At 70.3% G+C, this 13,205-nt stretch carries 11 protein-coding genes; 2 read left to right on the top strand and 9 right to left on the bottom strand.

Going from position 1 to position 13,205, the window contains the following annotated elements:
• Positions 1–234 precede the first annotated feature (234 nt).
• Together AB0F56_RS29395 and AB0F56_RS29390 are read right to left on the bottom strand one after the other, a co-directional pair.
• A complete protein-coding gene (locus AB0F56_RS29395) occupies positions 235–1,176 on the bottom strand; it encodes a transglycosylase family protein (RefSeq protein WP_362014849.1) in 942 nt (313 codons plus the stop codon).
• 180 nt (positions 1,177–1,356) lie between these two features.
• The gene (locus AB0F56_RS29390; RefSeq protein WP_362014847.1) at positions 1,357–2,622 is read right to left on the bottom strand and encodes a cytochrome P450; all 1,266 of its coding nucleotides are present in this window, start codon (positions 2,620–2,622) and stop codon (positions 1,357–1,359) included.
• A 98-nt stretch (positions 2,623–2,720) separates the two neighbouring features.
• On the opposite strand from AB0F56_RS29390, the gene AB0F56_RS29385 reads away from it, so the two are divergent.
• The gene (locus tag AB0F56_RS29385) at positions 2,721–3,920 is read left to right on the top strand and encodes a globin domain-containing protein (protein ID WP_362014845.1); all 1,200 of its coding nucleotides are present in this window, start codon (positions 2,721–2,723) and stop codon (positions 3,918–3,920) included.
• Between the two features lie 22 nt (positions 3,921–3,942).
• Here AB0F56_RS29385 and AB0F56_RS29380 read toward each other — a convergent pair whose 3' ends face one another.
• The 3 genes from AB0F56_RS29380 to AB0F56_RS29370 all read right to left on the bottom strand — a co-directional run bounded on the left by AB0F56_RS29380 (position 3,943) and on the right by AB0F56_RS29370 (position 6,706).
• The gene (locus tag AB0F56_RS29380) at positions 3,943–4,926 is read right to left on the bottom strand and encodes a nucleoside triphosphate pyrophosphohydrolase (RefSeq protein ID WP_362014843.1); all 984 of its coding nucleotides are present in this window, start codon (positions 4,924–4,926) and stop codon (positions 3,943–3,945) included.
• 20 nt (positions 4,927–4,946) lie between these two features.
• The gene (locus tag AB0F56_RS29375; protein ID WP_362015047.1) at positions 4,947–5,591 is read right to left on the bottom strand and encodes a SurA N-terminal domain-containing protein; all 645 of its coding nucleotides are present in this window, start codon (positions 5,589–5,591) and stop codon (positions 4,947–4,949) included.
• A gap of 104 nt (positions 5,592–5,695) precedes the next feature.
• Positions 5,696–6,706 carry a glycosyltransferase family 2 protein gene (locus tag AB0F56_RS29370; protein ID WP_362014841.1) on the bottom strand — a complete coding sequence of 337 codons (1,011 nt, stop codon included), beginning with the start codon at positions 6,704–6,706 and terminating at the stop codon, positions 5,696–5,698.
• A 125-nt stretch (positions 6,707–6,831) separates the two neighbouring features.
• On the opposite strand from AB0F56_RS29370, the gene AB0F56_RS29365 reads away from it, so the two are divergent.
• Complete coding sequence (locus AB0F56_RS29365) at positions 6,832–9,306, top strand: YfhO family protein (protein WP_362014839.1); 2,475 nt, start codon at positions 6,832–6,834, stop codon at positions 9,304–9,306.
• A 98-nt stretch (positions 9,307–9,404) separates the two neighbouring features.
• Here the strand turns inward: AB0F56_RS29365 and AB0F56_RS29360 are convergent, their stop codons facing one another.
• The 4 genes from AB0F56_RS29360 to AB0F56_RS29345 are packed head-to-tail and all read right to left on the bottom strand — an operon-like array spanning position 9,405 to position 13,162.
• The gene (locus AB0F56_RS29360; protein WP_362014837.1) at positions 9,405–10,397 is read right to left on the bottom strand and encodes a DMT family transporter; all 993 of its coding nucleotides are present in this window, start codon (positions 10,395–10,397) and stop codon (positions 9,405–9,407) included.
• A complete protein-coding gene (locus AB0F56_RS29355) occupies positions 10,375–11,400 on the bottom strand; it encodes a TauD/TfdA family dioxygenase (RefSeq protein WP_362014835.1) in 1,026 nt (341 codons plus the stop codon). Before AB0F56_RS29355 ends, AB0F56_RS29360 begins: the two co-directional genes overlap by 23 nt.
• Complete coding sequence (locus tag AB0F56_RS29350) at positions 11,397–12,137, bottom strand: SDR family NAD(P)-dependent oxidoreductase (protein WP_362014833.1); 741 nt, start codon at positions 12,135–12,137, stop codon at positions 11,397–11,399. The genes AB0F56_RS29355 and AB0F56_RS29350 overlap by 4 nt, the downstream gene beginning before the upstream one ends.
• 23 nt (positions 12,138–12,160) lie before the next feature.
• Positions 12,161–13,162, bottom strand: coding sequence for a 2OG-Fe(II) oxygenase family protein (locus tag AB0F56_RS29345; RefSeq protein WP_362014831.1), 1,002 nt, complete (start codon positions 13,160–13,162; stop codon positions 12,161–12,163).
• Positions 13,163–13,205: the final 43 nt, after the last annotated feature.

Below are 13,205 nucleotides of genomic sequence, written 5' to 3'. Positions count from 1 at the left end.
GGCGTTTCGGTCGACGGGGCCCGCGGTGGCGAGCGGTCACGACCGTAGACACAGACCCGGGGGAAGTTCAAAGACGCCCATGAGGGACAAAACGCCCCTACTTGCCTCGGGATGAAAGGTGTTTACGCAGGTGAGAGGTGACGGAAGCGGAGTTCGCGGACGAGACATGCCAGTTGAGGCGAAGAGACCCATGTCTCACTTGCGCAGAACCGGACATTCAGCCCCGAACCGCCCCTACTTCGCGTCCGTTTCCGCCGTCTTGTCCGCGGTCTTGTCCGCAGGGGTCCCGAGCGTCAGATCGAGGCTCTGGCCAGGGAGGATGAGGTCCGGGTCGGCGCCCACGGTCGAGCGGTTGGCGTCGTAGAGGGCGCCCCAGCCGCCGGGGAGTTCGTTGCGCTGGGCGATCTCGGTGAGGTTGTCGCCGGGCTTGACGGTGTATGCGCCGATAGCGTCGGCAATGCCCTGGGAGGGCGTTTTGTCCGTGTCGCCCCCACTGCCCCGGTTCGCGCGCTCCTCGACGGAGCCGTCCACTGTCGGCGCGTCAGACGGCGAGGCGTGACGCCCTGTTTCGCGATCCTTGTCCGTATTACCCGTCTCCTCCGGTGCCGCGTCGCCCCGGTGCTTGCCGGTGCCCGGCGCGGACGGGGAGGTCGACGACTCGGGCGTCGTCGGCGTGGTGGAGGTCTCAGGCGTGGTGGAGGTCTCAGGGGTCGCCGTGGACGGCGTGGAGACCTCGGCGGAGGGGGTGGAGGGGCCCTGGGTCTTCGACGAGCCGTCCGGGAGGCCGGAGGTGCGGTTGGACTCGGGGCGCGGGCCGGTCGGCTCGGACGGCTTGACGGACGGGCCGGGGTCGACGTCGGGCTTGGCGCCGTCGTTGGTCAGGCCGGCGATCGGCGCGCAGGTGGCCCACTGGGTGTCACCCGCGGCAAGGGCCTTTTCGGCCACCGCGATCTGCTGGGCTCGGCTGGCGAGGTCCGCGCTCGTCGCGTACGCCAGTCCGCCGTGGCGCTCCCAGCTCTCCTGGGTGAACTGCAGTCCGCCGTAGAGCCCGTTGCCGAAGTGGGCGCTCCACTGGCCGCCCGAGGAGCACTCGGCGACCCGGTCCCAGGTGGCGGAGTCCGCGGCGGAGGCGGAGCCTGCCGCCAAGAGCGGCAACGCGAGGGCCGATCCCGTCACGCCTGCGGCGACAACGATGGCGGGGGCCTGGCGGGGTCTGCGGTGTCGTCCGTTCCCGGAGCGCATGCGGAGCTGCCTTTCGCGTGACTGCTGAGGTGACGGTGAACGTAGCGGCATTCGAACGCTAGTCACAAGTCGATGCAGCGGAGATCACGTAAAAGTCACAGTCTTGACGGACCGTCAGCTCCTCACCGGGGCAAACTCCACCGGAAGGGTGCGCAAGCCGCGCATGATGAGCCCGCCGCGCCACCGCAATTCATCGGGATCGACGCCAAGTCGCAGGTCTGGAAGGCGAGTCAGGAGTGTCGCGAGGGCGATCTGCCCTTCGAGCCGGGCGAGTGGCGCGCCGATGCAGTAGTGGATGCCGTGCCCGTAGCCGAGGTGCTGGTTGTCGCGCCGGGACAGATCGAGCGTGTCGGGCGTGTCGAAGCGCGCCGGGTCGCGGTCGGCGGCGGCGAGCACGACGAGGACCGGGTCGCCCGCCGGGATCTCCTGGCCGCCGATCGTCAGCGGCTCCATGGCGTACCGCCAGGTCGCGAGCTCCACCGGACCGTCGTAGCGCAGCAGCTCCTCGACGCCGGTTTCCAGGAGCTCCCGCTCCCCCGCGGCGAGCGAGGCCTGGAGCAGCTCACGCTGCCCAGGGTTACGAAGCAGGGCATAAACCCCATTGCCGACCAGATTCACGGTCGTCTCGAAGCCGGCGAAGAGAAGGATGAAGGCCATGGCGGCGGCCTCGTTCTCGGTGAGGTGCTCGCCGTGGTCGGAGGCCTTGATGAGCCCCGAGATCAGGTCGTCGCCGGGGTCGATCCGCTTGCGGTGGATCAGCTCCGCGAGATAGCCGCGCATCTTCTTGACCGACCGCGCCACCCCGCCGCGCGGCCCTCCGCCGTGCCGGATCATCATCCCGGCCCAGTCCCGGAAGTCGTCCTGGTCCTCCTCGGGCACCCCGAGCAGGTCGCAGATCGCGTAGATGGGGAGCGGGAAGGCGAACTCGTGGATGAGGTCGGCCGAGCCGTTCGCCGCGAAGTTGTCGATGAGCCGGTCCGTCAGCTCCTGCACCCGGGGCGCGAACTCGGCGACCCGGCGCGGGGTGAACGCCTTGGAGACGAGCCGGCGCAGCCGGGTGTGGTCGGGCGGGTCGATGTTGAGCAGATGCGTCATCAGCTCGGCCTTGCGCTCGCCGGGGATCCCCGTCTTCCCCTTGGCGTGCGCGGGCTCGTCGTGGTGCGCCGGGTTCTTCGAGAGCCGCTGGTCGGCAAGCGCTTGCCGGGCGTCCGCGTACCGCGTCACCAGCCAGGCCTCGACCCCGCTGGGCAGCTTGGCCCGGTGCACGGGCGCGTGCTCGCGCAGCCAGGCGTAGGCGGGGTACGGGTCGGTCGCGAACTCCCAGGTGAAGAGCTCGGGGGCGGGGTTCTCGGCGGGGTTCTCGGCGGGGGGCGTGCTCACCCTGAGACGGTACCCGGGCCTTGACCGTACGGGCTGTCGGGCGCCCGGCCCCCGAGATGTGATCGTCCTGTGAAGGGAGGTGGCCTAGATTCTCCCGCGTGGATGCCCAGTTGCTCAGAAGCACGTTCGCCGTCGTCGAGAGACGGGCCGAGCATGCCGTCGCGTTCTTCTACTCCCATCTGTTCTGGCACAACCCGGGCGTCCGTGAGCTCTTCCCCGAGGACCTGCGGGCCCAGCGCGACCGGCTCTTCGCCGCGCTCACCCATGTCGTGACCCGCCTGGAGGACCCCGGACTGCCGGAGTACCTCGCCCATCTGGGCCGCGACCACCGCAAGTTCCTGGCCTCCCCCGCGCTCTACGCCGCCGTCGGCTCCAGCCTGACCGCCGCGTTCGCGCACGCCGCCGGGGCGGCCTGGAGCATCGAGGCGGAGAAGGCGTGGACGGAGGCGTACGGGCACGTGGCCGAGCTCATGATGCGGGGCGCCGAGCAGGCCGAGGCGGAGGGCGAGCCGGCCTGGTGGGACGCCGTGGTCGTCCGGCACGAGCGGCTCGACGAGGACCTGGCGGTGCTGACCCTGAAGCCGCGCAGGCCGTTCGCGTACCGGCCGGGGCAGTACGTCGGGGTGAGCTCGCTCCGGGTCCCCCGGGTGTGGCGGACGTACTCCCTCGCGAACGCGGCGCGGGCGGACGGGACGGTGGATCTGCACGTGAGCCGGATCCCGGGCGGGGCGATGAGCACGGCGCTCGTGGAGGCGGTACGGGAGGGGGAGCCGCTCCGGCTGAGCGCGCCGGGCGGCGCGCTGACGGCCCGGACGGCGCCGGACGTCCCGCGCACGTACATCGCGGCCGGGACGGGATGGGCGCCGGTGAAGGCGCTCCTGGAGGAGGTGGCGGCGGGCCCGGAGGGGGTCGAGGGCCGGCTCTTCCTGGTGGCGCGGGCGAAGGGCTACCTGTACGGGAAGGGGGACGCGGAGCGCCTGCGGGAACGGATACCCGGCCTGAAGGTCACGTACATAGCCCCGGCGCCGGAACGCCCCCGGGAGCAGGCGACGGAGCGGCTGCTGCGGGCGCTGTACGCGTGCGGCAACTGGGGGGCGCACGACGTGTACGTGGCGGGCCCACCGGAGTTACTGGAGGAGACCCTCCCGGCCCTGACCGACCTGGGCGCCCCTCGACTCCACCACGACCGCCTCCCGCCCCCGGGCGAGTCCCGCCCCCTGGGCACAGCGGAATGGTTCCTCTCCCGCCCTGAGCCTCAATGGCACAACCCCGCAGCCAGGTCGCCGCAGGCACCGTGATCCTCGGGGTGCGGGAGAGGGCTTACTGCCCCTCCGTCGCCAGGATCGTGTCCCTGTACGTGCGGGCCGCTGCGCGGAGGGCGGCCTCCGGGTCGACGCCCGTGGCCTCCGCTTCCGCTGCCAGGGCGAGGAGTTCGTAACCGATGCCCTCGCCCTTCGGAAGGGGGACGTCAAGGCCCGCCGTGCGGACGCGGCCCGCCAGCTTCGCGGCGAGGGCCAGGCCGGGCTGGCTGAGGGGGATGCCTTCGGTGACGGAGTCGCGCTGCTTCTCGATCGCCTTCGTCCGCAGCCAGTGCGCCTTGACCTCCTCCGGCGTCTCGGCCTTCGCGTCGCCGAAGACGTGCGGGTGCCGGTGGATCAGCTTCTCCACGATCCCGCCCGCGACGTCGTCCACGGAGAACGGCGCCTCCTCGTCCTCCTCCGCGATCCGCGCGTGGAAGACGACCTGGAGCAGCACGTCGCCGAGCTCCTCGCGCAGCTCGTCCCGGTCGCCGTCCTCGATCGCCTCGACGAGTTCGTACGCCTCCTCGATGCCGTACTTCGCGAGCCCCTTGTGCGACTGGCGCGAGGACCACGGGCACTCGCGCCTGATCCGGTCCATGACCTGCACCAGGTCCAGGAGGCGGGCGCCGGGCAGGTCGTACGAGCCGGGCAGCAGCTCCAGGTCGGGCATCGTGACGCGGCCCGAGCCGGCGAGGCGGGCGAGGCCGTCCGTCAGCGCCTGGTCGCCCTCGCCGCCGGGCAGGACCACCACGGTCCGCCCCCCGGCGCACGCGTCGACCAACTCCCGTGCCTCCGGGCGGGCGTGCTCGACGGCGACACCGGCCTCGCGGAGGTACGGCAGCTGCGGGTGGTGCTCGTCGGCGCACAGCACCCGGTCGGCGCCGTGCAGCGCCTGCCAGGCGGGCCAGGACAGCAGTCCGGGGGCCACGCGGTGGCTCGCGGTGAGGAGGATGACCCGGCCGGCGTCGGACGAGGCGGGTGTCGAGGGCGATTCGGCGTTCACCCTTCCGACCCTACGTCGCGCTACGCGCCCGTCTCCACGGCCGCCGGGTCCTGGCTGATCTGCCGCAGCCACGGCGCCGTGAACGTGCCCAGCTGGATCTTCGTGTCGTCCCACGCCCCGAAGCGCGGGTTCACGTCGATGTCGAGCTCCTTGGACGCGGCCGTGAAGATCCCGAGGAGCTTCTTCTGGCCCTCAGGCGTGTTCGCGATGCCCAGCTTCTCCGCGATCTTGTTCATCAGGACCGTGCGGCGCACGACCGAGTCGATCTGGTCGGGGGCCACGCCCTGCTGCTGGAGCAGCGTCGCGGCGAGCTGCTCCTCGCCGCCGCTCTGCTTCGCGAAGTCGTTCCGCGTCTGCTGGATCTCGCCGCGGGTCGCCGTGATCCCGTTGTCCTCGGCGACCTTGTCCACCACCCGGTCGAAGATCATCACGTTGAGCTTCTCGCGGCTGAGGTCGCCGGTGGCCTGGATCAGCTGCGCGGCCTGCGGGGACGCCTCCTGCGCGGTCCGTACGTCCCGTACCTCCGCCTGGAGGCTGGACACCTCGATCCGCTCACCACCGACGACGGCCGCCGCCCCTGGGTGGGGCTCACCGCCGCAGGCGGCGAGCAGCGGGGCCGCGGCGAGGAGCGCGGCGGAGACGGAGAGCGCGGTGCGGCGGTGCAAAGGAGCCTCCCGGCGTGGGTCGTGCGTCACGTGAACGACCTTGCGGTGATCGATGGTAGGCAGTCGCCGTGGCCGGGGCCACTACTTCGACGCGACTGTCTCGATCAACGACTCAACGGCTCAGGCGTTCGGGTGGCGGCGAGCCCTCCCGTGGCCCCGGCGCCCCCGGTGCTCCCCGCGGCCCTCGGGTGCGGCACGTCCGCGTTGGTCGCCTTCACCAGGAAGTGCGGCCGCCGCTTCACCTCGTAGTAGATCCGGCCGACGTACTCGCCCACGAGCCCCAGCATCACCATCTGGACGCCGGCGAGCGCGGTGACGATCACGAGGAGGGTGACGTAGCCGGGCGTGTCGACGCCGTTGAGGAGCGCGTCACCGACGATCCAGGCCGCGTACGCGAGCGCCACCGAGACCAGGACCAGGCCCAGATAGACGGCGGCCCGCAGCGGCTTGTTGTTGAAGGAGAGGAGACCGTCGAGCCCGTAGTTGAGGAGCTTTCCGAAGGTCCATTTCGAACGGCCCTCCTCGCGCACTGCATTCTCGTACTCGAATGTGGTGGTGCGGAATCCGACCCAGGCGAAAAGGCCCTTGGAGAAGCGGTTGTACTCGGTGAGTTCGAGGATCGCGTCGACGGTACGGCGCGACAGCAGCCGGAAATCGCCGACACCGTCCACCAGCTCGACGTCGACGAGCCGGTTGATCGCCCAGTAGTAGGCGCGGGCGGTCAGCGTGCGGGTCACCCGGTCGCCCTTGCGAGTGCGCTTGGCGATGACCTGGTCGTACCCCTCGGAATGGAGGGCCAGCATGCGGTGCACGAGCTCCGGCGGGTGCTGGAGGTCGGCGTCCATGATGACGACGGCGTCGCCCTCGGCGTGCTGGAGACCGGCCAGCATGGCGGCCTCCTTGCCGAAGTTGCGGCTGAAGGAGACGTAGCGGGCGCGCGGGTCGGACTCGGCGATCTCCTCCAGGAGGGGGAGGGTCCTGTCATGACTTCCGTCGTCGACGTAGACCAGCTCGAATTCCCCGTCGATGCGAGAGAGTTCCGAGGTCACATGGTCGTGAAAACGACCGATGATGTCCTCTTCGTTGAAACACGGGACCACGATCGAGAGCAGCACGAAGACCACCACAGCCCATGCGGATGACTCGTGCCGATTCGAAACATGACGGACAGGCGACCATTGAGTGAACTGGCCCCGCTGGATCGGTTTTTCGTGATCCGTACTGGCATATTCGCACCATCATGCCTGATCAGACGACACCGGCCCTGATAAGCCGCACGACGGGCCTCGCCACCACACTCGCCACCGGCCGCGGCACCGGCCTCGCCGCCTCGCTCGCCGCCCTCCTCACCGTGCTCGCGGTCTGTGTCGGGGACGCGGTCGCCCGCACCTTCCCCTTCGGGCCGGAGCGCAGGAGCGTCAACGACCTGGCCAACCAGTTCGTCCCGTACCACGCCCACCTCTGGGACCTGCTGCACGGGCGCGCGGACGGCGGGCTGCTGCTCAACTGGCAGTCCGGCTGGGGCAGCAGCTTCCTGCCCGACCTCGGCACGTACCTGGGCAGCCCCTTCGCGCTGCTCGTCGCGCTCTTCCCGCGCGACGACATCGAGTACGCGGTCTATGCCGTCACGCTCCTGAAGATGGCCGCCGCCTCGGCCGCCATGACTCTGGCGCTGCTGCGGATGCGGAGCGGCGTGTGGTGGGCGGCGGGGGTGCTCGGCGCGTCGTACGCGCTGTGCGGCTGGTCGGTCATCGAGGCCACGTACAACCCGATGTGGCTCGACGGTCTGATCGCCTTCCCGCTGCTGTGTCTGGTCGGCGAGTGGGTGCGGCAGGGCCGCAGGCCGCTGCTCGGCCCGCTGGTCGTCGCGCTGTGCTGGGTCGGCAACTTCTACACCGCGTACATGGCGACGATCGGCGCCGCGCTCGTGCTCCTGGTCCGGCTCGCGGTCGTCCACGAGCTGCGGATCCGGGTGGTCCTGCGGGCGGTCGCGACGGTGCTGCTCGGCATCGGACTCGCCGCGCCGATCCTCGTACCGGTGTTCCTCGGCTCCACGCGCGCGTACCCGGGCTGGACGAACCAGTTCCAGCCCGCCGGCTGGACGGACTTCCTCGCCCGGCTGCTGCCCGCGACGTACAGCTTCACCACCCCCGCGGCCTTCGTCGGCACGGGGACGCTGCTGCTCGCCGGCGGTCTGCTCTTCCACCGGAAGGTGCCGCGCCGAGAGCGCTTGCTGTGGGCCGGGTTCGCGGTCGCGGTCGCGCTGTCGATGCAGTGGGGGCCCACACACCTGGTGTGGCACGTCTTCTCCACGCCCAACGGCAGCCCGTACCGGCAGACGTTCGTCCTCTCCGGCGTCGTCGTCATCGCCGCGTGGACGGTCCTCTCCTACGGCTGGCCCGGGCGGCGCGCGCTGCTCGGCGGCGTCGGCGTGGTGGCGGTCGCCGGCGCGGCCGCGGTCCCCAGCGACCTGATCACGGGCTGGTCGTACCCGCTGTTCGCGCTCGGTGTCGCGGGCGCCTGCGGCGGTCTGTGGCTGGCCCGGCGCGGGAAGCTCCCGGTCGTGGCGGCCGCGCTGCTCGCGGGCGCGCTCGTCGGGCAGGCGGCCGCGACGACGGCGTACGCGGACCGGGAGCGGCTCGGCAGGCTCGACGACTACCCGGCGTGGGGAGCCGAGCAGGACCGGCGCACGGCCGCGCTCGGCGAGGCCGACGGCTGGCCCGCGTACCGCACCGACTCCGGCCGCGAGCAGATCACCGGCAACGAGCCGATGCTCTTCGGCGGCCAGGGCGCCGCGTACTACAGCAGCCACACGCCGTCGGTGCTCACGACGACGCTCGCCTCGCTCGGCGGCGGCTGGACCTCGCGCGGGCGGAACCTGCAGAGCCTGGACAACCCGGTGACGGACGCGCTGTTCGGTGTCGGCGCGCGCTGGCGGGGCGACCGGGTCGTACGGACGGACGCGGACGCGCTGCTGCCGCTGGTGACGGTCCGTCCGGAGGGGGCGCCGAAGCCCCGGTACGGGGCCTCTCCGTTCCGCAACCAGGAGCAGCTGCTCGGCTCGTCGGTGTACACGCTCCCGGCGAAGGGGGCGGCCTGCCCGGTCGGCAGCGAGGTCTTCCTCTGGGCGCCCGACCTCCGGGGCAAGGCCCGGATCGGCGCGGACGGCAAGGTCGTGAAGATGACCGGCGAGCTGCCGAAGCGGCGGGCCGCGCTGACCTCCCTGGGCGTCCAGCAGAAGGCGGGCGCGCTCGTCTCCCTGAAGGGCCAGCGCGCCAAGAAGTACGAGGTCGGCTGCCTGGACCGGGACCGCCTCGCGGCGGCCGTCGCGGGCCTGAAGGCCTCGGCCCCGGAATCGGTCGAGGTCACCGACAGCGGCATCCGCGCGCGGCTGCGGCCGGGCACGAAGGGCACGGTCGTGATCGCCGCCCCGAGGATCGCCGGCTGGACCTGCGAGGGGCGGCCCGCCGAGGCGTACGGCGGCCTGGTGGCGGTGCGGGCGGACGGCTCGCGCGCGACGGTGAGCTGCGACTTCCGCACGCCGGGCCTGCGGGCCGGGCTCGGTGCGGGCGCGGTCGCGTTCGTCCTGCTGTGGGGCCGGCTGCTGTGGCTGGGCCGGCGGGGCCACCGCCGCCCGTCCCCGGAGTCCCCGGAGCCCCCGGCGCCGCTCGCGGAGAGCGGGATCGGACGGGACGCGCTCGCGCGGACGAGCTGACGGGGTACGCACAGGGGTACGTGCAAGGGGTACGGACATGGGTCGGGCCGGGCTGTGGAGACAGCCCGGCCCGACCCACGTAGAGGACGCCGTACGCGCTACGGAACCTGGTCCGGCGCGGACTGAGCCGGAATGCGACCCCCGTCGCCGTCCTTCTTCGACCGCGCCTTCGTCCACATGTCCCGCAGGCTCTCCAGCATCGACGCGAGGAAGATGACCGCGCCGCCGAAGATCTGCGACAGGCTCAGCGACTCGCGGTTGACGAGCCCGAAGAGGCTCGCGAACACGAGGTCGAGGTTGAAGATGACCGACGTGCGCGCGCTGCCGACGCGCCGCTGGAAGCGGGTCTGGAGGTAGATCGCCAGGGCGGTCGACATGACGCCCATGAAGACGATCGCGATCCACACCTTGGTCTCGGTGAGCGGCGCGAGGTCCCGCTGGAACGGGAAGTACAGCAGGGCGAGCGTGCCGAACAGGACCTGGAAGAAGCCCAGGGCCAGCCGGTCGACCTGCCCGGACTCGGGCTCGGACGTCAGCTTCCCGATGATCGAGATGGTCATCGCGATGGCGAAGGCGGCGAGCCCGCCCCACAGATACCCGACGGAGATGTCGTCGAGGTCGGGCCCGAGCACGATGAAGGCGCCCACCACACCGACGACCACCGAGGCGAGGTCCACCTTCGAGGGCCACCCCTGGCCGAGCGCGGCCGAGACGAAGGGGATGAAGACGATGCACATCGTCACGCAGAACGCCGTGCTGGCCGACGACAGATAGTGCAGCGCGTAGCTCTGGCTGACGATGTTGAGCGCGCTGAACAGGCCGAGCACGAGCCCACCGAGGACCGCCTTGCGGCTGGCGCGCAGCGCGACCGGGAGGGCGAACGGCAGCAGCGCCAGCGTCGCGACGAGCGAGCGGGCGAACGCGTACAGACCGGGGTCGACCACCGCCACGGCGTTGTGCGTCAGCGGAAAGCCGATGCCCCAGATCAGCGGGATCGCGAAGATCGCCAGCAGTGCGACGCGGTCGCGCCCCTTCTCGGCCTTGCTGTCGTCCAGAGGAGCGGCACGCTCATCGGTAGTCGACGTATCCATAGAACTTCCCCGGCTCGTAGTTCCACGTCACGGTCCGCTGCGTGTCGCCGAGCAGCATCTCGGCACGACGCAGGTCACGCGAGACCAACAGGCGCTGCAGCCAGCGGTCGGTCCCGTCGTAGCGTGCCTTGAACGCCGTTCTGCCGTGGACGGTTTTGAGATTGTCGAGCAGCAGGGTCTCCCCGGGCCCGAGGTCGACCGCGTACATGTTCTCGTGCAGGATCACGCGCAACCGGTCGAGGGCCGCCTGGGCGGTGGGGTTCGTACCGGCGATGTACTCGTCGTCGTACGCGATCATCGGCGAGGCCGGGTCGCCGAACAGGACGCGGATCGCGGGGCCGTTGCCGCGCTCGGCGTCGCTGTTGCCGAAGTTGTAGTCGACGCTCGTACGGAACTGGAACTCGGAGAGCGTGGCGATGTCCTCCGCGCTCAGCAGCGGCAGGATCTCGTCCGCCCCGATGACGAGGGTCTTGGCGACCCCGGCCGGGTCGCGGCGGAGCCCGCTCAGCATCAGGTAGTCGGGCTGGACCGGGTGGTAGATGTTCTCGTTGTGCAGGTCGAGGATGACGGCCGAGCTGTCCGAGGAGATGTTGGACTCGTTGTGCTTGGCCGGGCGCACGTTGTGGATGATCGCGCCGTTGCGCTCCTGGCTGTAGCTGAAGGGCTCGCCGAGCAGCTTGCCGAGCATGATCAGCGTGAACTCGCTGTAGTACGTGCCCTTCCCGTTCTCGATGTCGTCCGTGGACTCCGTGGTGGCCATCAGGTCCGGGTCGATCGCGCCGTTGCGTATGAGCAGGCGTCCGCCGGGGCCGCCCTTGCGCTTGAAGTCGAGCAGCGCGCGGACGTCGTCGTGCTCCAGGGTGGCGAGCGCCTCCTCGGCGTGCGCTGCCGTGCGCTCGAACTCCCGGTAGGGGTTGGCGCGGGCGGCGTGGTGCCGGATCGCATCCGACCAGGAGGAGATGTCGACGGTCGGCATGGGGATGTGGGTGGTGGTACGGGTCACAGGGCTGCCCTCGCAGTCTCGCCGCCGTCGACGATGTAGTGCTGACCGGTCATGAAACGTGCCTCGTCGGAGGCGAGGTAGACGAGGAAGCCGCCGATCTCGGAGGGGTCGGCGTGCCGGCCGAGCGGGATGTTGGCGTTGACCTCGTCGAGCATCGCGTCGGTGTACTCGGCCCGCTGCATGGGCGTGAGGACGGCTCCGGGCGCGAGCGCAAGGACCCGGATCTTCGGCGCGAGTTCGACGGCCATCGTGCGCGAGAGGGCGAGGATGCCGGCCTTGGAGGCGTTGTAGTCCGCGTAGTGCGGGAACGCGGCGAGGCCGTTGATCGAGGACATGTTGACGATCACGCCCTCGTCCATGCGCCGGACGGCCTCGCTCGCGACGTAGAACACCCCGTTGAGGTTGGTGTCGATCACGGCGCGCCACTGCGCGGGCGTGATGGAGCGGAAGCTCTCGTGGCGGACGCTGACCCCGGCGTTGTTGATCAGCACGTCGAGGCGCGGGAAGGTCTTCTCCAGTTCCTGGAACGCCTCCGCCACGGCGACGTCGTCGGAGACGTCCACGGTGATCGCCACGGCGATCTCCGGAATGGCCGCCACCGTTTCGTCGATCGCTCGCTTGTCACGGTCGAAGATCGCGACGCGTGCGCCCTCTTCGACGAACCGCCTGACGGTGGCCTGGCCGATTCCGCTCGCCCCGCCGGTGACCAGCACTCTTTTGCCGCTGATGCCCTGCATGAAGAAACTCCCCTGAGTGCCGGTCACAGCTGCTCGAAGACGTTGCGGTCCGGAATCTCGAAATCCACGGGCCATTTTCCGGAGTCGACGCGCTCCTTGATGTACGGGAAGTCGCGGTAGAGCTGGCCGAGGAGGTGGTGGCCCACGACGATCCGCTCGTCGCTCTCCCCGAATTGCGGCAGAACGCTCAGTTCGGTCTCGAAGTCGAGATTCATGAAGAAGGGGAAGCTGTAGCGCTCTTCGCCGGTCGTGACGACCCGGTGCAGGAGCGACTTCACTTTCCCGCCGGTGATGAACTGGAGCATGTCGCCGCCCATGACGAGCAGCATGTTCTTGAAGACGGGCATGCTGCGCCAGGTGTCGGTGGCGCGGTCGTACGCCAGCAGGCCGGGCGAGGTCTGGTGGATGAGCGTGAAGAGCTCGTAGTCCGTGTGCGCGCCCATGGACGTGTCGCCGCTGTTCACGAGCACGTCGTTGGCGACGTAGTGGATCAGGCGCAGCTGCGAGGCGGGCCGGGTGATCCAGGGGTCGAAGTGGTCCGCGCCCTGCCCGACGCCCTGGGCGATGAGCCGCAGGATCTGGCGGGAGATGGCGAAGTTGGCCGCGTAGTACGCCTCGGCGGTCTCGGCCATGCCGACGATGTGCGAGGGGTACCGGTTCGGTCCGACGAGTTCGAAGCCGAGACTGCTGCTCGGCGGCAGCGGCTCGGCGTCGTAGCCGATGTCGAAGGCCTCGTAGGTCCGGATGGATTCGTCGCCGTAGGTGCCCTGTTCGGTGACCGGGACATAGCCGCGGTGATGATCGGAATCGCCGATGTAGAACTCCAGCTTCGACTCCGTCGAGGAGTCGAAGAAGCTCTTCGAGACGTCTTGCAGCGACTTGAAGAGAAGCGGAGAGATGACCTGGTCGAGGTCGGAGAGATAGAAGTAGCCGGTGTCAGCGAGTGCTTCGAGGACGTGCGCGGGTGTCACGTCCCCGGAAAGGATTTCGTCATAGCTGATGACCGGAATGGAGTGAATAGCCATGTATGGGCTCCCCCGAGCTCCATGCTTTCGGACAGATCTTGCC

This window comes from Streptomyces sp. NPDC026092 (genome assembly GCF_040638605.1).
In the GTDB taxonomy this organism is placed as follows: domain Bacteria; phylum Actinomycetota; class Actinomycetes; order Streptomycetales; family Streptomycetaceae; genus Streptomyces.
Note: the sequence above shows the minus strand (reverse complement) of the source record. Positions and strands in the feature narration are given on the sequence as shown.

Coding starts and splice junctions, on each gene's coding strand:
- AB0F56_RS29345 (WP_362014831.1), bottom strand. CDS start 13,162: ATGGCTATTCACTCCATTCCGGTCATCAGCTATGACGAAATCCTTTCC.
- AB0F56_RS29350 (WP_362014833.1), bottom strand. CDS start 12,137: ATGCAGGGCATCAGCGGCAAAAGAGTGCTGGTCACCGGCGGGGCGAGC.
- AB0F56_RS29360 (WP_362014837.1), bottom strand. CDS start 10,397: ATGGATACGTCGACTACCGATGAGCGTGCCGCTCCTCTGGACGACAGC.
- AB0F56_RS29365 (WP_362014839.1), top strand. CDS start 6,832: ATGCCTGATCAGACGACACCGGCCCTGATAAGCCGCACGACGGGCCTC.